We start from the raw sequence: 25,024 nt of genomic DNA, 5'->3' as shown, positions 1-25,024 counted from the left end.
CTTCGATCGCGGCGGCGGTTGACCTGCAGACTTCACGGCGGCGAGACTGCCGTGCCCCACCCGATGCAAAGGAAGGTGCTGCCATGAGCAATGAGAATTCCACATCGAAACCCAGCCTCCGGTCTCCGAACGCCGATGGTCTGCCGCACCCGAGACGGGATGCCAATGACACCGATGCCGGTGGCAAGCCGCTGACTCCGAAAACCGCAGGCACATCCCGGCCGTCGACCGCGCTGCTGGACAATCCGGTTGCCAATCGAAACGCCGGGCGGCCGCGTCAGGCGAGCACCACGCCTCGGCCGACGGACAAGCCCTTGGACTGATCGAAACCGCCTGTTGAAATCACGACGAATGCGTGTCGGGACGAAGCGCTGCCAGGTCGGTCAGGGTGTTGAGAAGGGCAGCGTCGCCTGCCGGCTTCGGCACGAATTTGCAATTTCGGAAGGGCGTGGGAACGTCGCGCGGCCCAAATCCGGTCATGAAGGCGAAGGGGATGCCGCAAGCCAGCAATGTTTCGGCCACGGGCAGACTTGTTTCGCCATTCAATTGAATGTCCAGCAGCGCCACGTCGACTTTGCCTGCATCGATAAGCCGATGAGCCGCGGCGACCGACGAGACCGGGCCGATCACCGGGTAACCCGCCGCGCGCAGGCGAGACGCGACGTCTTCGGCGATCAGCCATTCGTCCTCTACCACCAGAACACGCGGCCTGTCGTCGCTCACGGCGCCTCCTTCGGGTTTGCTGGAAACGCAATCTGGACGCTGAGGCCGTCCTTGTGGAACGCGGTTTCGACGTGGCCGCCGAGCCTGTAACCGATTTCTCCCTGCAACAGGGTCAGGCCAAAGCCGTTGTCCAACGGCGCCTTGACAGGAGGGCCGTCCTTCTCTCGCCAGCCAAATGTGAAACTGTCATCCTCGATCGACCATTGCACACTGACCTTGCCGTCGGTCTTTGACAAAGCGCCGTATTTGGCGGCGTTGGTAGCCAGTTCATGAATGGCCATACTGAGGGAAAGCCCCTGTTGCGGACCTAGTTTCACGTCCTCGCCATCGAGTTCGATCCGTTCGATGCCGAATGGTTCGAGTTCCTGCTGGAGCAATTCCCTGACCGAGGCTTCTTTCCATCTCTCCCGGGTCAGCAGGCCGTAGGCCCGCGACATGGCATGCAGGCGACCGATCAGCGCATCCGCGAACTCCTCCTTCGTATCAGAACTTTCCCGCGTGCGGCTTGCAATGCTGGCGATCACCGCAAGCATGTTCTTGACCCGATGGTTGAGTTCCGAGATGAGCACCTGCTGATGCTCTTCCGCTTCTGCCAGCGTGGTGACGTCGACAAGTGTCACCACCACGCCCTGGATCCTGTTGCCCTTGTCCCGATAGGGATTGATGCGGACCATGTGGAACAGGCCCCTAACATCGCGCGCCAGATGGTGATTCAGGATCTCACCTGTCTCGAAAACCTTGTCGATGTGCTGCTTCAACTCGGGGTAGTCGAGTTGGCTCGACAGATCCGTCAGCGGCCGGCCGACATCGGAGGGACGCAGGCTGAAGAAGGATGACGCCGCCGGCGTGAAGGTTCGCACCACAAGGCTGCGGTCGAGGAAGATGGTCGCGATGTCGGTGCTTTCGAACAGGTTGCGCAGATCGCCGTTGGCGTGGTCGAGCTCATCTATCTTGGCCGTCAACTCGGCGTTGATCGTGTTGAGCTCCTCGTTGAGCGACTGCATCTCCTCCTTCGAGGCTTCGAGTTCCTCGTTGGTGGATTGCGCCTCCTCATTGACGGAGACGAGTTCCTCGTTCGACGATTTCACCTCCTCCAGCGCGGTCTCGTATTCCTCGATCGTCGATTGCAGGCGCTCTCTGGTATCGCGCAGTTCCCGCTCGAGATCGACGGTGCTGTCACTGTCACGGCCGCCGCCGTCTTCCTCTGAGCGGGCCTGGGTCGGCCCCGACGGTTCGAACAGGACGAGATAAAGCGGCTCGCCATTGCCACGTTCGACGAGCGGTTCGATCGTCAGCCTGATCGGCTGGACCCGTTCGTCGTCTTCCTCCACGGTCAGGTTTTCCCGCACCACTGTGCGGCGCGTTGTCGTCGCTTCGCGCAGCGCGGCGCGGAGATCCAGCCGCAGCCCACGCCTAGCCATCGTCAGCAACTGCCGGCTGGGAATCCCTTGCGGCGCTTCGAGATATCTGCCGGTCCTGGCCGAATAGTAGACGACATCACCCTCGGCGTTGACCAGGACATGCGGCGGCGCGAACCGTTCCAGAACCTGCGCCTCCACTGCCTGCCGCAGGGGATAGCCGACAAGTCCCTTCTTCGAGCCGGCGCTTTCGGATGGGAAGACGCTGGAATGGCTTTCCCCGATCAGGGCCGGCAGTCTGATGTGCGGTGAGGCATGCTCCCGCGCCTGGAAGATGCGATGTTTCTTGTCGACGGTAGCGAACAGATCGTCGTGCTGCCCGACGCTTTCAGAGGTGCCGAGGAAAAGATAACCGCCGGGCTTCAGCGCATAATGGAAGACAGGGATGACGCGGTTTTGGATGATCGGGCCGAAATAGATCAGCAGATTGCGGCAGGAGACCAGGTCCATGCGCGAGAAGGGCGGATCGCGAATGACGCTGTGCGGCGAGAAGATGCACAGTTCGCGTATCTCATTGCTGAGGACATAGCTTTCGCCATCGCCGTTGAAAAACCGCTGTTTGCGTTCGGGAGAAAGACCTTGCAGCAAGGCTTCCGGATAGCGTGCCGCCCGCGCCACCGCCAGCGCCGGCTCGTCTATGTCGGTGGCGAATATCTGGACGCGCGGAACGACCGTAAGCTTCTCCATGTGTTCGCGCAGCAGCATGCCGATGGAGAACACCTCCTCGCCCGTGGCGCATCCGGGAACCCAGACCCTGACGGTGTCGCTGGCGGTCTTGCCGTCGAACAACTGCGGTATGATCTTTCGCTCCAGCAACTCGAAGGCATCGGGGTCGCGAAAGAAGTTGGTGACGTTGATCAGCAGATCGCGAAAAAGGTTCATCACCTCGCGAGCATCCTTCTTCAGCCAGTCTATATAGGCGCTGATGGAATGGACCTGGGCGATCTGCATGCGCCGCTTCACGCGGCGCAGAAACGTCTTGGTCTTGTAGCCCGAGAAATCATGGCCGGAGTGGCTGCGCAGAATGGCGTATATCTGTTCTCGCACCTTGTCGATGTCGGCCGTATGGTCACCATCCTCTTCCGCCAGCCCTTCCAGCGTGTCGAAGCCGCGGGCGAAAGCCTCCAGCTTCGCCCCGATCTCCTCGGCGGGCACAGCGACATCGACGAGCCCGCTGGCAATGGCGCTCTGCGGCATGTCGGGATTGCGCGGCCCGTAGCCGTCCGGCGCTTGCGCGACGGTAAACCCGCCCCGCTCCTTGATGGCCTTGGCACCCAGGGTTCCATCGGAGTCGCCGCCCGACAGGATGACGCCGACGGCATATTCACCCTGGTCTTCGCCCAATGCGCTGAAGAAGATATCGATAGGCTTGCGCTCCTGGGTGAGCCCATCAGGCCGTCGCAGGTGCAGCATCCCCGATTCGATCGCCAATGTTACGTTTTGCGGCATCACATAGACGTGGTCAGGTTGAACCACCATGCCGTCCTCGATCACAATGACAGGCATGTCGGTGTAGCGGCTGATGACCTCGTGCAACAGGCTTTCGCGCTTGGGGCTGAGATGCGTGATGATGACGAAAGCCATACCAGGCTGACCGGTCACGCCCTTGAAAAGGCCCTCCATCGCGGGAATACCACCCGCGGACGCGCCGATGCCCACGATGGGAAACCTTTTCGGCTGAGCTGTCACGTCATGCCCCCTTTTCGCCTGGTCCGGCATCGTCAAAGGTCGGATCAGACAGGACACAACCATATAGCGCGCGAGGAGGATGGAACAAGTCACCCCAGATAACGTTGAGCCCGATATCCATGGTGGGCTCAATGACAAAACGCTCTTCCGATATAAGGCTCCTTGCGCCGTCGGCGTCGGGAGCGTCAGGGCCACTCGGCTGCTCCGACGCACGGCCCGTCCCGGATCGCATTCTGGTGCTTGCGAAACGATTGCAGGCCGCTTTGGACGACCGAACTCTGGAAGAAAATCGGATGCATCCTAAACTCGGTTCCAGGAAAGGATGACGACGTGCGCGACCTGCGGGGGCTGCATATTCTGATAGTCGAAGACGAATGGACGATGGCGGGAGATCTTGCGCGGTTCTTCAGCAATATGGGCGCCATCATCCTTGGTCCCGCTGCTACCGTCGAACAGGCATCCAGACACACCGAGACGGCCGAAGCTGCAATCCTGGACGTCAACCTCAATGGCCGACGCGTGTTTCCAATCGCCGATGAGCTGATGCGCCGGGGTGTCCCCTTCGTGTTCTTCAGTGGCGATGACGACATCGCCATTCCCGATCATCTCCGCTACGCCAGCAATTTGCGGAAATCCTCGGGCAGCCAGGCGGTGTTCAACGCACTCTTTCCCTCGCAGGCATCGGGGCGGGCGATCCCCGTGCCGGACCCGTCCGACGACGTCTTCGCGCTTTTGCCCAAACTGCGACTTGCGGCGCGCCTTTTGCTGGGAGACGTCGACGCATCGGATCGGCTCGTCGAGAGGACGCTCGAGCAAGCGATCCGGGATGTCGACCGCAGACAGCTTGGTCAATCCACTGAAAACTGGCTCAACGGCATCATGCGAGAGATGGCGAAAAGCCGCGGCGCAAAACTGATGCATTAGTTTTACCTTCAAAGCCTCTCGGGCTGAAGTGCCAAGCCGCGGGGCCGTCATTGTTCACCACATCTCGAAAACTTGGCCGTACAGATCGGCCGCTTGGCCGCGTCATCAGCCCTTCTGACTGCGCTCGACGAATTTGTTGAAACGGCTGGCTTTCCCCTCCCCGGTCTTGGCCTGATACAGAAAAGCCAAATCATTCTCGTCGAATATCCGGAAGAATTCGTCCCATTCGATGGGTTCGAATGCTTCCTCGGGCTCGCCGAAGTCGATCCGCAGGATGCCGCCCTCGCCTTTGGTGCGCACCACTGCCGGCCGGCCATCCCGCTCCTCGGCCCATTTGCGGATTTCGTCGTGGTTGGTGGTCGTTTGCGACTGAGACATTGAAATCTCCTTTGATCGGCGTTGCCCCATAGGACATGAGGGCTGTCGGGCGTCCTAACAGCACAAGGGCGTCAATGTTCCAGCACCGCGCGGTGATCGCGATGCGCCAGCTCTCAACAAAACCGGCCAAAGGAACTTTGTTGAAGCAAGGGAACAAACCTTTTGCCGAAAAGTTCGGGGCGCCGAGGTTACTTGTCTGAGGAGTCGTCGTGAAACGCATATTGGTTACAGGAGGCTGCGGCTTCATCGGCCGGCATGTCGCACAGGAACTCGTCGAGCAGGATTATTCGGTTCGCATCCTCGATGCGCTGCTGGAGCAGGTGCATGCAGGCGAAGCTGTCGCGCTTCCCGCCGGGACCGAGCTGATCAAGGGTGATGTCCGGGACCGGGAGGCGGTCGCCAATGCGCTGGAGGGCGTTGACGCGGTCATCCATCTGGCGGCTGAAGTCGGCGTCGGACAATCGATGTATGAGATCGCGCGCTATGTCGGCGCCAATGATCTCGGTACCGCAACGCTGCTCGAGGCGCTGATCAAGCACCCGGTCGAACGGATCGTCGTCGCCTCGTCGATGAGCGTCTATGGCGAAGGGCTCTATGCAACGCCAGACGGCCGGCGTGTCGACAATGCTCGGCGCAAGGCAAGCGACATCAGGAGCGGGCAATGGAACCCGCTGTCGCCAGATGGAGACGCCCTCTCGCCGCTGCCAACGGACGAAGAAAAGCCGGTCGATCTCGCTTCCATCTATGCGCTGACAAAATACGCTCAGGAGCGCGCCGTGCTGATCTTCGGCGAGGCCTATGGCATCGATGCGGTTGCGCTGCGCCTGTTCAATGTCTTCGGCGCCGGCCAGGCGTTGTCGAATCCCTATACTGGAGTGCTGGCCAACTTCGCTTCGCGTCTCGCCAACGGCCAACGGCCCATGATCTTCGAGGATGGCGAACAGAAGCGCGATTTCGTCCATGTGCAGGACGTCGCCCGCGCCTTTCGCCTTGCGCTGCAGCAACGCCAGGCAAAGGGTCATGTCATCAACATCGGCAGCGGCCGAGCCTACGCGATCAGCGAAGTCGCGCGATTGCTGGCCGAAGCCATGGGAACACCGAACCGCTCGCCGGACCTGCTCGGCAAAGCGCGCTCGGGCGATATCCGCAACTGCTTCGCCGATATTTCCAAGGCCCGTGAGCTGCTCGGTTTCGAGCCGGCGCGGCAACTGGAGAATTCGCTCGGAGATTTCGTTTCCTGGGTGCGTAACAAGTCCGCCGTCGACCGCGGCGCCGACATGAAACGCGAGCTCGAAGAACGCGGGCTGGTGTCATGAACACACGCAATCGACGCGACGCGCCGGTCGCCATCGTCGGCGGCAGCGGCTTCATAGGATCGAACCTCGCCGACAGCCTGTTGTCGGATGGCGAACCGGTGCTGGTGATCGACAATCTCAGCCGTCCGGGCGTCCAGCAGAACCTTGAATGGCTGGCGCAAAAACACGGTGGTCGCCTCACGGTGGAGACCATCGACGTGCGGGACGCCGACGCCCTGGCGACGGCTCTGATGAGTTCGAAGGCGATCTTCCATCTGGCCGCGCAAACCGCCGTCACCACAAGCCTGGTCCAGCCGGGCGAGGATTTCGACATCAACCTTCGGGGAACGTTCAACGTTCTGGAGGCGGCACGACTGAGCGGTGAGCGTATCCCGGTGATCTTCGCCAGCACCAACAAGGTCTATGGCAGCCTGCCCGACGTCGCTGTCCGCGAGGACGACGATCGCTATGTGCCTTGCGACAGCGTCATCCAGGCGAACGGCATCGATGAGGCTCGGGGCCTGGACTTCTGCACGCCCTACGGTTGCTCCAAAGGCGCGGCGGATCAGTATGTGCTCGACTATGCCAAATCCTACGGCATGCCGACGGCGGTGCTGCGGATGAGCTGCATCTATGGACCGCGCCAGTTCGGAACCGAGGATCAGGGCTGGGTCGCACACTTCCTGCTCAGCGCGCTGACGGGACGCCCGATCACCATTTACGGCGACGGCAGGCAAGTGCGCGATATCCTGCATGTCTCCGATGCCGTCGCCGCCTACAGGGCCGTGCTCGATCGCATCGAGACCACCAAAGGCCAGGCATTCAATCTTGGCGGCGGCCCGGAAAATGCGGTCAGCCTGCGCAGGCTGTTGAGCGAGATCCGTAGCCTGACCGGCCATGACCTTTCAATCCGCCATGACGGGGAACGCACCGGCGACCAGCCCTTCTTCGTCGCCGACACCCGCAAGATCAAAACCGCGCTTGGCTGGATGGCCCATGTTTCATGGCGCGAAGGCATCCGCGACCTAGCCGACTGGCTGCAGCGCCACCGGCTCGAGGCTCGCCCGGAAGCCGTGAGGTACGTCGCATGAAAATCGCTTTGGTAAATCCATTCTGGACCTACGACGACAGCATCTATTTCGGCTGCCGCCAACCGCATCTGCCGCTGGAACTCGGCTATTCGAAGGCCCTGCTAGAAGCCGCCGGACATCAGGTGCTGATGCTGGATGGGCAGTTGCAGAAGCTCGACAATTCCGATCTCTGCGAGCGGGTGGCTGATTTCGCCCCGGCTATGACCGTCGTCAGTACCGCCCCGACCTATCTGTTCTGGCGTTGCGCACCGCCGGAATTGCGTGTGCCGGCCGACTTCCTCAACCGTCTCGCCGGGCGCGGAGGACGCACGGTCGCGGTCGGGCCGCACGGCTCGGCGACGCCGGCGCCAACCTTGCGCAAGCTCGGCGTCGACATCGTCGTGCGGGGCGAATGCGAAGAAGTCGTCGAGCAACTTGCCCGGCGCGACGATTGGAGCGCGGTGCCCTCAACGGCTTATCTACGGGATGCCAGGGTGGTTTCGAACGGCGGCGTCCACGCCAGCTCGTTTGCCGATCATCCGCCACTCGAATGGCCAGCGGACTGGATCGCGGCCCATTCGCATCACCATCACAGGTTTGACGACAATCAGGTCGGGTTCGGCGCGGAAGTCGAGGCATCGCGCGGCTGTCCCTACAATTGCAGCTTCTGCGCCAAGATCGATTTCCGTGATGCTTATCGCCGTCGAAACCACGAAGCGGTGGTGGCGGAGATCGATCGGCTGATCGCCCAAGGTGTCGGCTACATCTACTTCATCGACGAGATCTTCCTGCCGCAAAAAGCGTTGCTGGAAGCCTTGGTCGATCGCGATGTGAAATTCGGCGTACAGACCCGCATCGATCTGTGGAAGCCCGAGCTGCTGGAATTGCTGGGTGCCGCAGGCTGCGTCTCCATCGAGGCCGGTCTCGAAAGCCTGACCGTCGAAGGCCGGGCGATGCTGGCCAAGCGCTGTCGGCTGGGCACCGAGGAACTCGCCGCGCTGCTCGTCGACGCCAGACGTCACGTTCCATTCGTCCAGGCCAATCTGATCGGCGTGGTCGAGGATGATCCCGCCCTGGTCGAGCACTGGCGAACCCACCTGATCGACCACGGCGTGTGGGCCAACGAACCTGTGCCTCTTTACCCGTATCCGAGTTCGCCCAGCTACCGCGAACTTTGGGGTGAACCCGACGACCTTGCCTGGGAACGGGCGCATGACCACTACCTCGCATCCTTCCAGAAATTCAGTGACATCCAGGAGAGGCGGCCGCGGCCGCTGGCGGAACTGGAGGCGACATGTTGCGGACACTGACGCCGCGCTCGCGGCGCATCCTGATGACCGTCGATGCCGTGGGCGGCGTATGGCGCTATGCGCTTGATCTGGCGCGCGAACTTGTGAACGGCGGCGACAGCGTGGTGCTTGCCGGCCTCGGTCCGCAACCGTCGAGGCAGCAGGCTGCGGAGGCAGAGGCTTTCACGACGCTCATCTGGTTGAATACGCCGCCGGATTGGATGACCCGCAACGGCGGCGACCTCGACGCGCTGCCGCGGGAATTGCTTGCGCCCATGCGCGACCACGCCATCGACCTTGTCCATTTCAACGCGCCGACGCAGGCAGCAGGATTCGATGCGTCGTGCCCGGCCGTGGTGGTCTCCCATTCCTGCGTGACGACATGGTTCCACGCCGTCAGGAAACAGGCAGTGGATGGCGCATGGGCGTGGCAGAAGGAGCGCAACAGGCGTGGCTTCAATCGGGCCGACGCAGTCATCGTGCCGAGCCGCAGCCACGCCGACATGCTTGAGACCTGTTACGGCCCGATCGCGCGTCTGAGTGTGGTCGGAAATAGTGCCAGTCCGGTGCCGAAGACCGAAAAGCGCCAACCGCTCGTCTTCGCCGCCGCCCGCTGGTGGGACGAGGGCAAGAATGCGGCGGTGATCGACCAGGCCGCGTCGCTGACGCAATGGCCCGTCTTTGCCGCCGGTTCGATGCACGGTCCGAACGGCGGGCATGCTGGCTTCAACTATGCCGTTCCTCTGGGAGCACTGCCGTCTCACGAGGTGCGCTGCTTGATGGCGCGCGCCGGCATTTTCGTGTCGCCATCAATCTATGAGCCATTCGGTCTGGCCGCGCTGGAAGCTGCCCTTTCGGCGACGCCCCTGGTGCTTTCCGACATCGCAACCTATCGCGAACTATGGGACGGGGCCGCGATGTTCTTTGACGCGCGCAATCCGCACGACCTCGCCGCCTGCCTCAATCGTCTCTCCAGCGATGCCGAACTCAGGCGAGAGCTCGGCCAGGCAGCCATGCGACGAAGCCGCCGGTTTACGCTGGCCAGGCAAGCGGCGGCCATGCGAGGCGTCTACGACAAAGCGGCCCTGGCCATGGCTGGACGCTGACCATGCGCTTTCTGTTCTACACCCACTCGGTCGTTTCCGACTGGAACCACGGCAATGCCCATTTCCTGCGCGGTATCATGCGGGAGCTGGTCGCGCGCCGGCACCAGGCAGTGGCGCTGGAGCCGGCGGACGGCTGGAGCCGTTCGAACCTGCTGGCCGAGAAGGGATCCTTCGCCATCGAACGCTTCCGCAAGGATTTCCCAGAACTGATGCCGGTGACCTACGATACCGGGTTCGATCACGAGGCCTGGATCGCCGAGGCCGACGTTGTGATCGTTCATGAGTGGACGGATCCGGAGCTTGTCGCACGCATCGGGCGTGCCCGGGCCGCTGGCGGCAACTTCATCCTTCTGTTTCATGACACCCACCACCGGGCGGTATCGGCGACTGAGGCAATCTCGGCGCTGCGGTTGGAGCACTATGACGGCGTTCTCGCCTTTGGCGAGGCCTTGCGCGAGAGCTATCTGCGCGCCGGCTGGGGCAAGCGCGTCTTCACCTGGCATGAAGCCGCGGACGATCGCCTGTTCAAGCCGCACCCGGAGATTCACCCCATGTCCGATCTGGTCTGGATTGGAAACTGGGGCGACGATGAGCGGACTGCCGAACTCAAGGAGTTTCTGATCGAGCCGGTACACGATCTCGGTCTCGAGGCTACTGTCCACGGTGTCCGCTATCCCAAGCCCGCACTTGCGGATCTGGCCACCGCCGGACTGCGCTATGACGGATGGATCGCCAATGCCGACGTGCCGAAGGCGTTCGCCGCGCATCGTGTCACCGTCCATATCCCACGGCGCCCCTATCGTGAGGGGTTGCCTGGAATTCCGACGATCCGGATGTTCGAGGCGCTCGCCTGCGGCATTCCGCTGATTTCAGCACCATGGTCCGATGTCGAGCAGCTGTTCAGGCCCGGCGTGGACTTTCTGTTCGCCCAGAATGGCTCGCAAATGCGGCAGCACCTTCAGGCGGTGTTGGCCGATGCGGATTTCGCGGCTTCCCTGGCGACTTCAGGTCTCGAGACCATCCGCTCGCGGCACACCTGCCAGCACCGCGTCGACGAGTTGTTCGGCGTGCTCACGGAATGCACAACCGAACATACCATCAACAAGACCACCGCAAAGGAAGCCGCCGCATGAAGATGGCATTCTATGGATCGAGCCTCTTGTCATCCTACTGGAACGGCGCCGCGACTTACTATCGCGGGTTGCTGAAGGCGCTTGCCCAATTGGGCTACGAAATCACCTTCTATGAGCCCGACGTCTACGACCGGCAGAAGAACCGCGACATCGAGGCGCCGGACTGGTGCACTGTCGTCGTTTATGAAGCGACCCAGCACGCGCTGATGCAGGTGGCGGCACGTGCCGCCAGCGCCGACATCGTCGTCAAGGCGAGTGGCGTCGGTTTCGAGGACGAGGCGCTGTTGCGCGCCGTTCTCAATCACGCCCGCAGCGACGCGCTGGTGGTATTCTGGGACGTGGACGCTCCAGCAACCCTTGCCCAGTTGCGCGACGAACCGGACCATCCGCTCCATGGCGCCCTGCAGGAAATCGACCTTGTGCTGACCTATGGCGGCGGCGACCCCGTCGTTTGGGCCTACCGTGCCATGGGCGCGAACGAATGCGTGCCGATCTACAATGCGCTCGATCCCCAAACGCATCACCCGGTCGCCAGCGATGCGCGTTTCGCTTGCGATCTGGCGTTCCTCGGCAACAGGCTGCCGGATCGTGAGGCACGTGTCGAAGCGTTCTTCCTCGATCCCGCAAGCCAGCTTCCAAACCAGCGTTTTCTGCTCGGCGGATCTGGCTGGGGGGACAAGCCGCTTCCCGCCAATGTCGGCTGGCTTGGTCACGTTGGCACCCGCGATCATAATGCCTTCAACGTCACACCCAAGGCGGTGCTGAACATCAGCCGCGACAGCATGGCCGTAAACGGGTTTTCACCGGCCACGCGTGTCTTCGAGGCGGCCGGCGCCGGTGCCTGCCTCATCACCGATGCGTGGCTGGGCGTGGAACTGTTCCTGAAACCAAGCGAGGAGATCCTGGTAGCGCGCGACGGCGGCGATGTCGCCGAGATCATGCGCTCGCTGACCTCCAGTCGGGCAAAGGCAATCGGCCAGGCCGCACTTCGCCGCGTGCTGGCCGACCATACCTACGCGCTGCGGGCGGACGTGGCCGATGCCGTCTTCAAACGTCATTTCGAGCAGGGAACCGTGGAGGGCAGCGGAATGACCAAGCAACTGGACATCGTCTTTCTCGGCCTGTCGCTGTCCTCGTCCTGGGGAAACGGCCATGCCACGACGTTTCGAGGCCTGCTGAAAGGTCTGCACGAACTCGGCCACCGCGTGACCTTTCTGGAGCGAGACGTGCCGTGGTACGCCAACCACCGCGATCTACGAGATCCGGATTTCTGCGCCTTGCGCTACTACGAAACCACTGCGGAGTTGCAACGCGACTACGCCCGGTGCCTGGAGCAGGCCGACATTGTCGTCATGGGCTCCTTCGTGCCGGAAGGGCGCGTGGTCATCGACATCGTCGCTTCATTTTGCAAAGGGCGCTTCTGCTTCTACGACATCGACACGCCGGTAACCGTGGCGCAGCTTTCAGCCGATGATTGCGATTACCTGAGCTGGCGGCAGATTCCGTATTTTGATGTCTACTTCTCGTTCACCGGCGGGCCGATGCTTGGCCGTCTGGTGGAGGAGTTCGGCGCGCGCCGCGCCGAACCGCTCTACTGCTCGGTCGACCCGGAACGGCACCACCGGACCGGCGATCCGATCCGCTGGGATCTCGGCTATCTCGGCACCTACAGTGCCGACCGGCAGGCAACGCTGAACGCGCTGCTGCTCGAACCAGCACGGCGTATGCCGGACCGCCGTTTCGTCGTAGCCGGCTCGCAATACCCATCCGACATCACCTGGCCGGACAATGTCGAACGCATCGAACATTTGCCGCCGGCCGATCATGCCGCGTTCTACAGCCGTCAGCGTTACACGCTGAACGTCACACGCAGTTCCATGATCGCTGCCGGATGGTCACCCAGTGTGCGCCTGTTCGAGGCGGCTGCTTGCGGCACGCCCATCATCAGCGATCGCTGGCCAGGGCTCGACAGCTTCTTTCCCGCATCGGCGATCCACAACGCCGGGGAAACGGACGATGTCATCGAGATCCTCTTCGGCGAGTCCGAGCGCACACGCCTCGCCATGGCCCGCCGGGCCCGCGAACGCGTCCTCGCATCCCACACCGGTGCGGCCAGGGCCCGCGAATTCGTGACGGCGTTGACACAGCCAAGGGCGGCGGCCCTCGATTTCGACATCGGAAGCGCAGCATGACCGGCATACAGGAGAAAACGACGATGCGACAAAAAAGAAACGCGCAAAGGGCAAAGGCAGTGCTTGTCGCCGGCGGTGCGGGATTCCTCGGTTCGCATCTTTGCGAAGCATTGCTCCGCGACGGCTGGCGCGTGATCTGCGCCGACAATTTCCTGACAGGGCGCATGGAAAACATCATCTCGATCATGGATCAGCCGGGTTTCCGATTGATCGAGCAGGACATCTGCCGGCCATTGGATCTCGGCGAGCCCGTGGATCGCATCTACAACCTGGCATGCGCTGCCTCGCCGCCGCGTTACCAGGCCGACCCGATACACACCACGCGAACCTGCGTGATCGGCACGCTCAACCTGCTCGAACTCGCTGTCCGATATGGCGCGCGGCTGCTACAGGCCTCGACGAGCGAAGTGTATGGCGATCCGGAGCAACATCCCCAGAGGGAGGACTATGTTGGCCATGTGAACTGCACCGGCCCACGCGCCTGCTACGACGAGGGCAAGCGCACCGCCGAAACGCTTTGCTTCGACTATCTTAGAGCCGGCAAAGCCGACGTGCGCGTCGCGCGCATCTTCAACACCTACGGTCCGAGAATGGATCCGGCGGACGGCCGCATCGTCTCAAACCTGATCATGCAGGCGTTAGAAAAACGTCCTCTGACGATCTTCGGCGACGGCTTGCAAACGCGGTCCTTCTGCTATGTCTCCGATCAGATCGATGGATTGAGGCGACTGATGGATATCGATCCCAATCCGGGCAAGCCGGTCAATCTGGGCAATCCCGGAGAATTCACCATCGTGCGACTGGCGGCACTGGTGAAGGCGATGACCGGCACCAAATCGGATTTGAGATTTCTGCCGCTGCCGCAAGACGATCCTCGGCGCAGGCAGCCCGATATTTCGCGTGCAAAAGCGCTGCTCGGCTGGACGCCGAAGGTGCCCCTCAATGAAGGGCTCAAGCTGACGATCGATTATTTCGCGGCGCTCGAAGGCAGTCGCATCGGCGATCAGATGACAGGCTTTGCTAAAAGAGCGAGGCCGGCATCCGGCGGGCTGCAGAACCTTCCGGCGTGATGCGAGACGGCCGCCGAATCTTTCCCGAGATCGCGCGGAACATCCGCCCAAGCTTGTGGTTTGGCGGGAGGACCCGATACGGAGGATCATCCTCATGCAACCCAAGCGACCCGCGAGGGATATCGACCAGATGGCCGAACTCGAGACGGCTGCCTATCTGCGGCGCGCCTCGATCACCTATCTCGAGTGCTGCGTCAGCTTGATGATGACGCATCTGCAGCGTGAGGAAGTGGCCGCTATTCTCGAGCAGGAAGCAGACATGCTGCGAAGGCTGGACTGATCGGAACGATCATATCAGGCATTCGTCCAGGAACCCTATCAGTCGCATCCTATATCGGTCTGCCGTCGCGGCGAGCCTTGCTTCTTCCCGACCATTTTCGGATTGCGCAGCCGTGCTCCAGAGCCCGAGCTGGAATGCCAAATAGCACGGTTCGAAAAAGCCGATGTGGCCGGTGTCGATGGCAAGCTTCATTCCTTGGACCAGGGTCCTCACATCGCTGTCGGATAGCCCGTACTCGACACGGGCGCCGGCAATGTCCCACTCTATTGGCTGGCAGCCGATCAAATCGTGTGCCCGGCAATGGTCGACGGCATCTGTCTTGAGCACCCTGCCGTCGGCACGAACGAGAAACTCCCATGGTTGGAGCTTTCCATCGATTTCAACGCGCTGCAGCCCGCTCGCGGGGGCCTGTTTCGAGAGCCAACCGCGCAAGGCTGCCGCGCGTTTTTCGCCCACGGCTTCCGACGTATTGGAAACAGCCATCTCCGCGAGTGCAAGCAATGATGCACCCGGTTCGCAAGTTCGAAGATTGAGCGCACGCCAGGCCAGGTAATTTGTGAACTCCGCGATCAGTCTTTCCCTGGGTAGCGGCGCCTGATCCATCGTGGTGCCGTCAATCCACCGTTCAACCAGAAAGCCATGGCAAAGCGCGACAACTTGCGATCCGAACTCGGCTTCATGCAACATCGTCGCGGTTCGTTTCTTGCGCCGTCCGGTTTCGCCGAGGCCCGCGAATTTGACGAGCCAGCGGTCACGCCCGGCGGACGCCAGGAATTTACGCCGCTCGGTACCGCGAGGGCTCGGCGGCCAGCGCCCTTCGTCGGCGTAGTGGGCGGCCCGCCACTCGCCGCCAGATAGCTCGGTCAGGCCTAATTCCGGCCTGCCGACCGCCTCGGCCACCCAATCGCGCAACGTGGGAATTTTCGAGCTTTCGGAGAAGGTGCATTCAAACGCCGTCGCCACATGCTTCGGACAGCGCGACCATGTCTCCCGAGCCTCCCGCGACGCTTCGATGCCCGGGCCGCCTGAATGGCTGGGAAACAGGTGAATGCGGTCCGTATCGATACCCAGTTCACGCAGCCACACGATAACGGCATGCATCGAACTGCCGGACAGGCCAGGACCCTCGTCGACAACGGCGAAACGCGCCGATGGATTGTTCATCCAGGTGGCGATCGACTGCGGATCGGCGTTGATATACCTGCGGAAGGGATGGCCGATCGGGCGAACGCTGAATGGTGCCGGCGCACCAATCGAGGCCGCCACCATAGCTGCCAGCCCGAGGCCGATGCTGCGGACGCCGATCACACATGTGTTCGCATCGAGACCCGACTTCTGCGCCGCGTCCAAATAGCTTTCGGGATAAAGCGCATAGTGCGCATAACCCTCGGCAGAGCCGGTCACAACCTCGGCCTTGCAGTCGAGCCCGGCCAGCTGTTTGAGAAGTCCCGGATCGATGCCACCGCCGACGCCGAAACCGCTTTGCCACGACTTCGCCACCTCTGCCGCAAGTCCGACCAACAACTTGGCGCCTTGCTGTTGTCGCGGCGAAAAGATGTCGATGCCGCTGGTTTGGAAATCGACATCGGCAAGCGCCTGAACCAGCTCCGACACGCTGATGAATAGTCCGACCAATGCAGCATGGCGTTGGACGCCATGAGACATCCGATCCAGGCTTTCGGCCATTTCGTTTGCTGCTTCCCGAAGCTGCTCTGCGCTCTCGGTCTGCCTGTGGTCGCCGTAGACGATCATCGATCGGTTTTCCAATGTTGCCGTGCGGCAACGCATCGAATGCAGCTTCGATCCATGCAGTCTCGCGCAATTTTTCGATGGGCGGAGGAACATTCCGGCACGCTGATGGTTCGGCGCCAGGAACTTACCTTTGAACAACATAGGGTGGCGGTTTCGTGGGATCGAAAAAGGTTCGTGTTGGTATCGTTGGGGTCGGCAACTGCGCATCCTCCCTGGTGCAGGGCCTCTCGTTTTATCGTAACGCGAAAAGCAACGAACCAATCCCTGGGCTGATGCATGCCGACCTTGGCGGCTACCATGTCGACGACATCGAGATTGTCTGCGCATTCGATGTCGCCAGGAGCAAGGTTGGCCGCGACGTCGCGGAAGCGATCTACGCCGCCCCGAACAACACGTTCCGCTTCGCCGACGCGCTGACAACCGGCGTTCGCGTCGAGCGCGGGCCGACGTTGGACGGGATCGGCAAATATCTGCGCGACGAGATTGAAGAAGCTCCGGAGCCGGTTGCCAATGTCAGCGAGATCCTGCGCGACAGCAACGCTGACGTGCTGGTTTCCTACCTGCCGGTGGGTTCTGAGGAGGCAACTTGCTTCTATGCCGAATGCGCACTTGAGGCCGGCTGCGCCTTCGTCAATTGCATACCAGTTTTCATCGCCTCACGCCCGGAATGGCGCCGGCGCTTTGAGCAGCGAGGACTGCCGCTGGTCGGCGACGATATCAAGAGCCAGGTCGGCGCGACCATCGTGCACCGGCTGCTGGCCAACCTCTTTCGCGAACGCGGCGTACGCATCGACCGCACCTATCAGCTGAATTTCGGCGGAAACACCGATTTTCTCAACATGCTGGAACGCGAGCGGCTGGAATCGAAGAAAATCTCGAAGACACAGTCCGTGGCCAGCCAGTTCGATGTTCCCCTGGAGCCAGGCAATATCCACGTTGGGCCCAGCGACCACGTACCGTGGCTGACCGATCGCAAGTGGGCCTATATAAGGGTGGAAGGCACGACTTTCGGCGGCGTGCCGCTCAATGCCGAGCTCAAGCTGGAAGTCTGGGATTCTCCAAACTCGGCCGGCGTGGTGATCGATGCGGTACGCTGCGCCAAGCTGGCGCTCGATCGCGGCATGGCGGGAGCGCTGACCGGTCCCTGCAGTTATTTCATGAAGTCGCCTCCCGAACAGTTCACCGACGCCGAAGCGCGGCAGCGCACGCTCGCTTTTATCGCAGGCAAGGACGAGCCTTTGCTCGATGCCGCGGAATGACGACGACCTTCTTTCTGATCCGCCATGCGGCACACGACAATGTCGGCTCCTATCTGGCAGGCCGTATGGACGGCGTTTGCCTCGGGGATGCTGGTAAGACGCAGGCAACGCAGCTTGGCTGCCGCATGGCCCGGGAGCCGATTGCAGCGATCTTGTGCAGCCCGCGCGAGCGGACCCGAGAGACGGCCCTGCCAATCGCGCTCGCCTGCGGCGTCGGGGAAATCGCGATCTGTGCCGAACTCGACGAGATCGACTTCGGCGACTGGTCGGGAAAGACCTTCGATGAGTTGAGCGGCAACGCCGGCTGGCGAGCGTGGAACGACCAGCGGCAGGAGGCCAGGACACCAAACGGCGAAACCATGCTGGATGTCCAACAGCGCGTCGTCGCGGTGATGAACGCTGCCCACGAGCAGCATCAGAATCAGTGTGTCGCCCTGGTCAGCCACGCCGATGTAATCAAGGCCGCTGTCTGCAAAGTCCTTGGCTTGCCGGCCGGCGACTGCTTTCGCTTCGACATCGATCCCGCCTCGATCACCACGATCGTGTCGGGCGACTGGGGGGCGAAGCTGATCCGATTGAACGAAGTTGCCTGACGAGGATTTGCCGGATGCAGATGGTCATTTTCGGTCTTACCGTCACGTCTTCATGGGGTAACGGCCATGCCACCTTATGGAGGGGACTGATCAGAGCCCTCGCCCGGCGCGGCTGGTCCATCACCTTCTTCGAACGCGACACACCCTACTATGCCGGAACGCGCGATCTTGATCATCTGGACGGCGGCAACATCGTGCTCTACCCGGACTGGGAGGATATCCGCCGGGTCGCGGAGCAAACGATCAAACGATCGGATGTCGTTATCGTCACCTCTTATTGTCCAGATGCCGTGGACGCCTCGCGGCTGGCGCAGCAGGCAGGGCCCGGACTGCGGGTCTTCTACGATCTGGACACTCCGGTCACGCTTGCCCGCATCGAACAAGGTGAGCGTCCACCCTATTTCGGCCCCGAGGGTCTTGCCGATTTCGACCTCGTCCTGAGCTACACAGGCGGCCCGGCGATCGACGCGCTGAAGGCGGTTCTGGGCGCGCGTCACGTGGTGCCGCTCTATGGGCATGTCGATCCGGATCAACACCGGCCGGCTACGCCGCGGGCCGAGTTCAAGGCCGATCTCTCTTATCTCGGAACCTACGCGCCCGATCGCCAGGCGGCCGTCGAGAATCTGCTGGTGCGCCCAGCTGCGCGCTTGCCGGACCAGCGCTTCATCATCGGCGGCGCACAATATCCGCAGGAATTCCCGTGGAGCGACAACATCTTCTTCGTCAGGCACCTTCCGCCGGCCGATCACCCGGCGTTTTTCTCATCCTCTCGTCTGACACTGAATGTGACCCGCGAGGCGATGGCGCAAAAGGGCTGGTGCCCTTCGGGTCGGTTGTTCGAAGCAGCGGCATGTGGAGTGCCTATCGTAACCGACACATGGCCGGGCCTAAGCAGCTTCTTCGAACCCGGCAGCGAGATCCTGCTGGCCCACGACACCGATGACGTGGTCGCGGCGCTCGCCTTACCCGCAGGAGAACTCGATGCTATCAAAACCCGTGCGCGCCAACGGGTTCTCGACGAACACACTTCTGGCCGGCGCGCGGCGGAGCTGGACCAGATTCTAAACGACGCCTTTCAAAGATCTCCCGGCGAACCGATGATGGAAGCAGTCTGATGTTGGGCATTGTGCCCGCTGCCGGGCGCGGCAGCCGCATTCAACCGCTCGGCTTCTCGAAAGAGCTGCTGCCGGTCGGCAGCCGGATCGAAGGACAGACCGAGCGTCCCTGCGCCGTGAGCGAGTATCTGGTGCGGCGGATGGTGCACGCTGGCGTCGACAAGATCTGTTTCATCATTGGATCGGGCAAATCCGACATCCTCGAATATTACGCTGCCGGCTATGGTGAGGCCGCGGCTCTCTTCGTGGTGCAGCCCAATCCCGTTGGACTTTGCGATGCGATTTTTCGGGCAGCGCCTCTCGTCGCGTCCGATGAGGTCGTCCTGGTCGGCCTTCCCGACACGATCTGGTTTCCCGAGGACGGCTTCTGTCATTTGCCTGACGATCAGCTTTCATTTCTGCTCTTCCCGGTGGATCGTCCCGAATTCTTCGACGCCGTCGTTGTCGATGACCACGAGCGCGTGATCGAAATCCAGGTCAAGCAACAGGACGCCGCCACGAACTGGGTTTGGGGTGCGTTCAAGATGCCGGGCTCGATCCTGCATCAGCTTGCGGCACTCTGGCGTGAACGGGAATGCCGTGACGAATATATCGGCACGTTGGTCAACGCCTACCTTGCGGCCGGAGGTCAAGCCTCCGGCGTCAAGGCCGGGTCCGCCTATGTCGATGTCGGCACTTTCAACGGCTATCGCACGGCCCTGCGGCTGCTCGAGGACGGCGCCGCACCCGTCCATCACCAACCCGCCACGATTATGCCAGGTGCCCGTTCGCATGTGCCTGTCGTTCCCGGCGAAGGAGCCTGATCATGCTGCATTCCCATGCCGAAATCCGCCGCCGTATCGATGCTCTCGGCCCATGGTTCCACAACATGGAACTGGCGGGTGTCGAAACCGCTCCCAACCATTTTCTCGGCAATTATCCGCTGATCAAATGGCGCAAATTCGCCGAGGCCATTCCCGCCGATCTGACAGGCAAGACGGTGTTGGATATTGGTTGCAATGCCGGTTTCTATTCCATCGAGATGAAACGGCGAGGTGCTGCCCGTGTCCTCGGCATCGATTTCGATGAGGCCTATCTGGCGCAGGCCCGCTTTGCCGCCGAGATCGCCAATTGCGAGATCGAATTCCAGAAACTTTCGGTCTACGACGTCGGCGCCCTGGGTGAAACGTTCGATGTCGTGCTGTTCATGGGGGTGCTTTATCACCTGCGCCACCCCTTGCTCGCGCTCGACCTTATCCGTGAGCACGTAGCCGGTGACCTGATGATCTTCCAGTCCATGCAGCGCGGCAGCACAGATCTGCCCGAGATGGAAGAGAACTATCATTTCTGGACGCATGACCTGTTCGACCGGCCGGAATTTCCCAAGCTCCATTTCATCGAGCACCGCTATGCCGATGACCCGACCAACTGGTGGATACCCAACCGCGCCTGCACCGAAGCGATGCTGCGCAGCGCCGGCTTTGAAATCGTCCTGCATCCGGAGCAGGAGGTCTATTTCTGCCGCGCCGCCGGCGGCGCGGCGTCCCGTCTACCCCTCGAAAGGACAGCGTCATGATTGAAGCCGCGATGATCTGGAACGAGCCCAACAACAAATCGCATTGGGATCCCGAGCTCGATCCCGATTGGAGCCGCTTCGCCAGGATGGCAATCCTGGCGGCGGACGCAATCGCATCTGAAAACCCGGCTTTGACCAAAGTGCTCGGTGGCATCTCGCCGATAGATCCGGGGTTCATCACCCGCATGAAGGAATTCGGCGTGTTGGATCATGTCGATGCCGTCGCCGTGCACGGCTTTCCCCTCGACTGGAATCTGTGGCAGATCCAGGAATGGCCGCAGAAGATCGGCGAGATCGCGACCGTCACCGATCTTCCCATCTGGGTCAGCGAAGTCGGCGTATCGACCTTCGGCGCCGAGGAAATCCAAGTCTGGGGGCTCAAGCGCACAGCTGAATTGCTGCTCGGCAATGCGCCACGCATCCAATGGTACAGCCTCTACGATCTTCCGCGTGAATGGGAAGCAACGACGCGTCACCGCGAAGCCGAGGGCTCCTCTTATTACCGGCATTTCCATATGGGGCTGCTACGCCAGGACGGCACGCCAAAGCCCGCGCTGGAGGAATTCCTGCGCCATACACCCGCAATGGGCCTGGTGCAGTGGTTTCATTTCGAAGACCCGCGGCTGGACGATGCCGTCGCCTGGATGAAGCGGCTGGGTGTCACCAATATGCGTACCGGGCTTTCCTGGGCGGACAGTTTTCGGCCGAATGCGCTGGACTGGTTCGACCGGCAGATGGAAGCACTCGCCGATTTCGATGTGACGGTCACCTTCTGCTTCACACCTCAGCACCGCGGAATGATGCCCCACCACACCAGCCCGCCCCTGGTGCCGGAGGAGTTCGCTGAATTCTGTTCAACCATGATCCGCCGCTATGCGCCTGGCATGACATCCGCCTCGCTCCCCACGCAGCGGGCCTCGGCCGCGTGAAATGTCATGCTGCCCATGCATCAGATGCAGGACTTCGCGACGCCGTTGACGGGTGGAGATACGGCGCAGGGCAACGAGACGCGCCCAGGCGAGACACTCACCGTCCTCAATGTTGCCTACCCTCTCGCGCCCGTCGGCCCCGACGCTGTCGGCGGTGCCGAACAGGTTCTGTCGATGCTGGATCGGGCACTGGTTCAGGCCGGTCATCGATCTATCGTCATTGGCTGCCGAGGCTCCAGCGCGAGCGGCACGCTTGTGGAAATACCGGCCGAAAACGGCGTACTCGACGAGGCGGCGAAGAGCCGCGCGCAACAGGCCCATCGCGAGGCGATCGCGGCTGCCCGTGCCCGATGGCCCATCGACGTGGTTCATCTGCACGGCATAGATTTCGACGCTTATCTGCCCGACGATGGTCCGACCTTGGTGACCCTCCACCTGCCATTGGATTGGTATCCGGCCGCGGCATTGCGCCCGACGCGCGGTGACCTCTGGCTCCATGCGGTCTCGCCCACCCAGCAGAAAACCGCGCCATCAGACGCCCGGCTGACGGCGCCGATTCCGAACGGCGTTGACATCGAAGCACTGACCCTGCTGCAGTCGAAGCGCGACTTTGCCCTTGTTCTAAGCCGGGTTTGTCCGGAAAAGGGCGTCCACCTGGCGCTCGACGCAGCCAAACAGGCAGATGTGCAACTGGTCATCGGCGGCAAGGTCTATCCCTATGAAACGCATACGCGGTACTTTCGCGATGAGGTCCAACCTCGCCTCGATGGCCGCCGCCGCTTCCTTGGCCCTCTCGGCTTCACCGCCAAGCGACGCATTCTCAATGCGGCGCGCTGTCTGGTCATTCCGAGTCTCGCAGCCGAGACCAGCTCGCTTGTGGCCATGGAGGCCCTCGCCTGCGGTACCCCGGTGGTCGCCTTTCCAAATGGTGCGCTTCCCGATGTCATAGAGCACGGCAGGACGGGCTTTCTCGTCGATACGGTCGACGAGATGGCCCAAGCCATTCTTGCGGCGCCCAGCTTGGATGCCGAGACATGCAGGGCTGAAGCGCGACGGCGGTTTTCGCTGGAACGGATGATCTCGTCTTACATGGACGCCTATCAAGCGCTGGCACGGCTTGGCACTGGTCGCCGGCGCTTCGCGGCGACGCCGTGAGCTAAGCTGTGCTGCGCAGCGAAATCATCGGTGACCTCACACAATTGGACGCCTTAACGCCGCACTGGTGGAAACTGTGGCAGCAGAGTCCCTCGGCGACTCCGTTTCAATCTCCCGCCTGGCTGGTGCCGTGGTGGCACGCATTCGCACCTGGTGAACTGGCGACGGTCGCGGTCTGGCGTGGCGACGATCTGGTCGGGCTGGCGCCATTCTACCTCGAGCATGGGATATCCGGTTCGAAGCTGCTTCCGGTCGGCATTTCGCTCAGCGATTATCTGGACATTCTGGCTGTCCCTGGGAGCGAAGCCGAGGTCGTCGACATTGTCGCCGAGTCGATCCTCTCGATCGGGTGGGCGCAATGGATCTTGTCGGACTTGCCGCAGGACAGCCTCTCCCTTGCGATGACGCATCCCGAGATGGATTGGCCGACCGCCCATGCCGCCTGCCCCGTGCTCGCCCTCGCCGGCGACGAAACGCTTGCAGGCTGCGTCCCCGCAAGACGCAGACGCCAGTTGCGTCGGGCGCGTCAAGCCGCATCAAGATGCGGCCGGATCGCGCTGTTGTCGGCAAGCGGCAGTCCGCAAACTTTCCTCGATCAATTGATCCGCCTGCACAATATGCGCTGGGCCGAACAAGGAGGCGGTGTGTTGGCCAACGCCGCCGTCGAGCAATTCCATCGGCTCTCACTTCCCTTGCTCGACGCTCACGGTCTGGTGCGATGCTGGCTGTTCGCGATCGATGGCGGAACCGTCGGCGCTTATTACGGATTTCACCACCGCGGCCGTGCCTATGCTTATCTCGGTGGCTTCGACCCTGCTTATGCCGAGGAGAGCCCAGGTGCGATCCTGATTGGCCACGCAATCGCGGAAGCGATCCGCGAAGATGCGCGCGAGTTCGATTTTCTGCGCGGCCAGGAGGCCTATAAATATGGCTGGGGCGCCGTCGACAGGTGGACGATGCGCAGGGTCTGGACGCGGAGTTGATGCATGAGTGTAACCGCACCGAAAGCCGCCCGGCGCACGACATCGGTCAGGCTGGCGGTTGAAGACTGCATGGCCGATGGCATTTGCGCCGAAGGTGTTCTCGTCAGGCTGGCGCTCCACCTGCCGCCCACAATTGGAGCGGCGGAATTGGCGGAGGTCGTGCTGAAGGTCCAGCCGGCGGATGCCGGCGACGCAGCAAGGCTGCGAAAGGTCGCCGGACTGCTGCGCTGCAAACCAGACGTCTTCGCCATGTTGCGGGCAACGGGTGGCGCCGTTCGGCATGAGCGCGATGAGGACGAGACGAATGTCGCTGTCGTCATGCGGCTGGCCTCCAGCTTCGATGCCGCGGCAGCGATTTCGGGAGCCGCGAGTGTCCAACTGGCATCCCTCGGCGATGAGGCAAGGCTCACAGTCACGACCAATGAAATCGTCGCATGGCTGGAAGCGCGAGAGTTCACCGGAAGGGAACGAAGCATTCTCGACATCGGTTGCGGCATCGGCCGTTTCGAGCGCGCGCTGTGCACATCCTTCAAGCGCATGGTCGGCATCGACATATCGCCGCGGATGATCTCCATCGCCTCCGAGCAATGCGCCGCACTCGGCAATGTCGAGTTGCGACAAACCTCCGGTCTCGATCTGTCCGAATTCGCCGACGCCAGTTTCGATTGCGTGCTGGCGGTGGACAGCTTTCCCTATCTGGTTCTGGCCGGCATGGCTGATCGGCATTTCGACGAAATTGCGCGCGTTCTGAAACGGCCGGGCTGGCTCGCCTTGCTGAACTATTCCTATCGCGGATCACTTCTCTCAGACCGCGATGATATCGGCCGTCTGGCGCAAGCTCATCAATTGCGGGTCCTCATCGACGGCGAGAAGCCGTTTCGGTCGTGGGATGGCGACGCCTTTCTGCTCGCTGGGTGAAGCGGAACATTACAGCGCGATGCCAGTTCGGACGTCGAACAACGGGCACCGACGAGTGTCCCCTATTTGAAGGAGGATAATCATGGCATCCGGCGGTAAAAAACAATTCGGCCGCAGCAGCCAGGCAAGAGTGCCGGCGCCGGCGCGGTGACCTCCCCGGAGAAGGACGAGATCGAAGAAAACGCGGTCTTGTCGAAT

Annotated in this window: 22 protein-coding genes and 2 pseudogenes; 20 read left to right on the top strand and 4 right to left on the bottom strand. The window is 61.9% G+C overall.

All coding sequences use genetic code 11. The features are described 5' to 3' along the window. The first annotated feature begins 83 nt into the window (after positions 1 to 83). Positions 84 to 323, top strand: coding sequence for a hypothetical protein (locus tag AC0L3E_RS03250; protein ID WP_027036326.1), 240 nt, complete (start codon positions 84 to 86; stop codon positions 321 to 323). Between the two features lie 19 nt (positions 324 to 342). Here the strand turns inward: AC0L3E_RS03250 and AC0L3E_RS03245 are convergent, their stop codons facing one another. Both AC0L3E_RS03245 and AC0L3E_RS03240 read right to left on the bottom strand, forming a co-directional pair. Further along, positions 343 to 723 carry a response regulator gene (locus AC0L3E_RS03245; protein ID WP_027036327.1) on the bottom strand — a complete coding sequence of 127 codons (381 nt, stop codon included), beginning with the start codon at positions 721 to 723 and terminating at the stop codon, positions 343 to 345. Continuing rightward, positions 720 to 3,860, bottom strand: coding sequence for a CheR family methyltransferase (locus AC0L3E_RS03240; protein ID WP_473604200.1), 3,141 nt, complete (start codon positions 3,858 to 3,860; stop codon positions 720 to 722). The genes AC0L3E_RS03245 and AC0L3E_RS03240 overlap by 4 nt, the downstream gene beginning before the upstream one ends. Positions 3,861 to 3,992: 132 nt before the next feature. Between AC0L3E_RS03240 and AC0L3E_RS03235 the strand changes: the two genes are divergently transcribed. Beyond that, entirely contained in the window at positions 3,993 to 4,754 is a 762-nt protein-coding gene (locus tag AC0L3E_RS03235; RefSeq protein ID WP_245270268.1) for a response regulator, read from the top strand. A 105-nt stretch (positions 4,755 to 4,859) separates the two neighbouring features. On the opposite strand, the gene AC0L3E_RS03230 is transcribed toward AC0L3E_RS03235, so the two are convergent. Further along, positions 4,860 to 5,132 (bottom strand): hypothetical protein, encoded by a 273-nt coding sequence (locus AC0L3E_RS03230; protein ID WP_027036330.1) that lies wholly within the window; start codon positions 5,130 to 5,132, stop codon positions 4,860 to 4,862. A 209-nt stretch (positions 5,133 to 5,341) separates the two neighbouring features. On the opposite strand from AC0L3E_RS03230, the gene AC0L3E_RS03225 reads away from it, so the two are divergent. From AC0L3E_RS03225 to AC0L3E_RS03185, 9 genes and pseudogenes are all read left to right on the top strand, one after another. After that, positions 5,342 to 6,448, top strand: coding sequence for an NAD-dependent epimerase/dehydratase family protein (locus AC0L3E_RS03225; protein WP_473604199.1), 1,107 nt, complete (start codon positions 5,342 to 5,344; stop codon positions 6,446 to 6,448). Next, positions 6,445 to 7,518, top strand: a complete 1,074-nt coding sequence (locus AC0L3E_RS03220) for an NAD-dependent epimerase/dehydratase family protein (RefSeq protein ID WP_473604198.1) — start codon at positions 6,445 to 6,447, stop codon at positions 7,516 to 7,518. The genes AC0L3E_RS03225 and AC0L3E_RS03220 overlap by 4 nt, the downstream gene beginning before the upstream one ends. Then, positions 7,515 to 8,807 carry a TIGR04295 family B12-binding domain-containing radical SAM protein gene (locus AC0L3E_RS03215; protein WP_473604197.1) on the top strand — a complete coding sequence of 431 codons (1,293 nt, stop codon included), beginning with the start codon at positions 7,515 to 7,517 and terminating at the stop codon, positions 8,805 to 8,807. The genes AC0L3E_RS03220 and AC0L3E_RS03215 overlap by 4 nt, the downstream gene beginning before the upstream one ends. After that, complete coding sequence (locus tag AC0L3E_RS03210; RefSeq protein WP_473604196.1) at positions 8,792 to 9,892, top strand: glycosyltransferase family 4 protein; 1,101 nt, start codon at positions 8,792 to 8,794, stop codon at positions 9,890 to 9,892. The genes AC0L3E_RS03215 and AC0L3E_RS03210 overlap by 16 nt, the downstream gene beginning before the upstream one ends. A gap of 2 nt (positions 9,893 to 9,894) precedes the next feature. Continuing rightward, entirely contained in the window at positions 9,895 to 11,025 is a 1,131-nt protein-coding gene (locus AC0L3E_RS03205) for a CgeB family protein (protein ID WP_473604194.1), read from the top strand. Continuing rightward, positions 11,022 to 12,077 (top strand): annotated as a pseudogene (locus tag AC0L3E_RS03200) (CgeB family protein); the annotation flags it as partial. The gene AC0L3E_RS03205 and the pseudogene AC0L3E_RS03200, both read left to right, overlap by 4 nt. A 36-nt stretch (positions 12,078 to 12,113) precedes the next feature. Then, positions 12,114 to 13,217 carry a CgeB family protein gene (locus AC0L3E_RS03195; protein WP_127320993.1) on the top strand — a complete coding sequence of 368 codons (1,104 nt, stop codon included), beginning with the start codon at positions 12,114 to 12,116 and terminating at the stop codon, positions 13,215 to 13,217. A 23-nt stretch (positions 13,218 to 13,240) separates the two neighbouring features. Then, complete coding sequence (locus AC0L3E_RS03190; protein WP_127398875.1) at positions 13,241 to 14,287, top strand: UDP-glucuronic acid decarboxylase family protein; 1,047 nt, start codon at positions 13,241 to 13,243, stop codon at positions 14,285 to 14,287. Positions 14,288 to 14,381: 94 nt separating this feature from the next. After that, the gene (locus AC0L3E_RS03185) at positions 14,382 to 14,567 is read left to right on the top strand and encodes a hypothetical protein (protein ID WP_473604193.1); all 186 of its coding nucleotides are present in this window, start codon (positions 14,382 to 14,384) and stop codon (positions 14,565 to 14,567) included. A gap of 9 nt (positions 14,568 to 14,576) precedes the next feature. Here AC0L3E_RS03185 and AC0L3E_RS03180 read toward each other — a convergent pair whose 3' ends face one another. Next, the gene (locus AC0L3E_RS03180; RefSeq protein WP_473604191.1) at positions 14,577 to 16,319 is read right to left on the bottom strand and encodes a hypothetical protein; all 1,743 of its coding nucleotides are present in this window, start codon (positions 16,317 to 16,319) and stop codon (positions 14,577 to 14,579) included. Positions 16,320 to 16,474: 155 nt separating this feature from the next. Here AC0L3E_RS03180 and AC0L3E_RS03175 point away from each other — a divergent pair, with 155 nt between their 5' ends. The 9 genes and pseudogenes from AC0L3E_RS03175 to AC0L3E_RS03135 all read left to right on the top strand — a co-directional run bounded on the left by AC0L3E_RS03175 (position 16,475) and on the right by AC0L3E_RS03135 (position 24,826). Beyond that, positions 16,475 to 17,578: an inositol-3-phosphate synthase gene (locus AC0L3E_RS03175; protein WP_128288167.1), complete on the top strand. Its 1,104-nt coding sequence runs from the start codon at positions 16,475 to 16,477 to the stop codon at positions 17,576 to 17,578. Continuing rightward, positions 17,575 to 18,171 carry a histidine phosphatase family protein gene (locus AC0L3E_RS03170; RefSeq protein WP_128288166.1) on the top strand — a complete coding sequence of 199 codons (597 nt, stop codon included), beginning with the start codon at positions 17,575 to 17,577 and terminating at the stop codon, positions 18,169 to 18,171. Before AC0L3E_RS03175 ends, AC0L3E_RS03170 begins: the two co-directional genes overlap by 4 nt. A 14-nt stretch (positions 18,172 to 18,185) precedes the next feature. After that, positions 18,186 to 19,286: a CgeB family protein gene (locus AC0L3E_RS03165; protein ID WP_128306972.1), complete on the top strand. Its 1,101-nt coding sequence runs from the start codon at positions 18,186 to 18,188 to the stop codon at positions 19,284 to 19,286. After that, positions 19,286 to 20,089, top strand: coding sequence for a sugar phosphate nucleotidyltransferase (locus AC0L3E_RS03160; protein WP_128306973.1), 804 nt, complete (start codon positions 19,286 to 19,288; stop codon positions 20,087 to 20,089). Before AC0L3E_RS03165 ends, AC0L3E_RS03160 begins: the two co-directional genes overlap by 1 nt. A 2-nt stretch (positions 20,090 to 20,091) precedes the next feature. After that, positions 20,092 to 20,845: pseudogene (locus AC0L3E_RS03155) on the top strand (TIGR04290 family methyltransferase). After that, on the top strand, positions 20,838 to 21,770 hold the full coding sequence (locus AC0L3E_RS03150; protein ID WP_127380957.1) for a glycoside hydrolase 5 family protein: 933 nt from the start codon (positions 20,838 to 20,840) through the stop codon (positions 21,768 to 21,770). Before AC0L3E_RS03155 ends, AC0L3E_RS03150 begins: the two are co-directional and overlap by 8 nt. Positions 21,771 to 21,776: 6 nt before the next feature. Further along, on the top strand, positions 21,777 to 22,925 hold the full coding sequence (locus AC0L3E_RS03145) for a glycosyltransferase (protein ID WP_128306975.1): 1,149 nt from the start codon (positions 21,777 to 21,779) through the stop codon (positions 22,923 to 22,925). Positions 22,926 to 22,933: 8 nt separating this feature from the next. Beyond that, positions 22,934 to 23,908: a GNAT family N-acetyltransferase gene (locus AC0L3E_RS03140; protein WP_128306976.1), complete on the top strand. Its 975-nt coding sequence runs from the start codon at positions 22,934 to 22,936 to the stop codon at positions 23,906 to 23,908. Positions 23,909 to 23,911: 3 nt separating this feature from the next. After that, complete coding sequence (locus AC0L3E_RS03135; RefSeq protein ID WP_127320154.1) at positions 23,912 to 24,826, top strand: class I SAM-dependent methyltransferase; 915 nt, start codon at positions 23,912 to 23,914, stop codon at positions 24,824 to 24,826. Positions 24,827 to 25,024 lie beyond the last annotated feature (198 nt).

The sequence above is a fragment of the Mesorhizobium sp. WSM4822 genome, from assembly GCF_055811155.1.
This window is presented reverse-complemented; position numbering and strand designations above follow the sequence as displayed.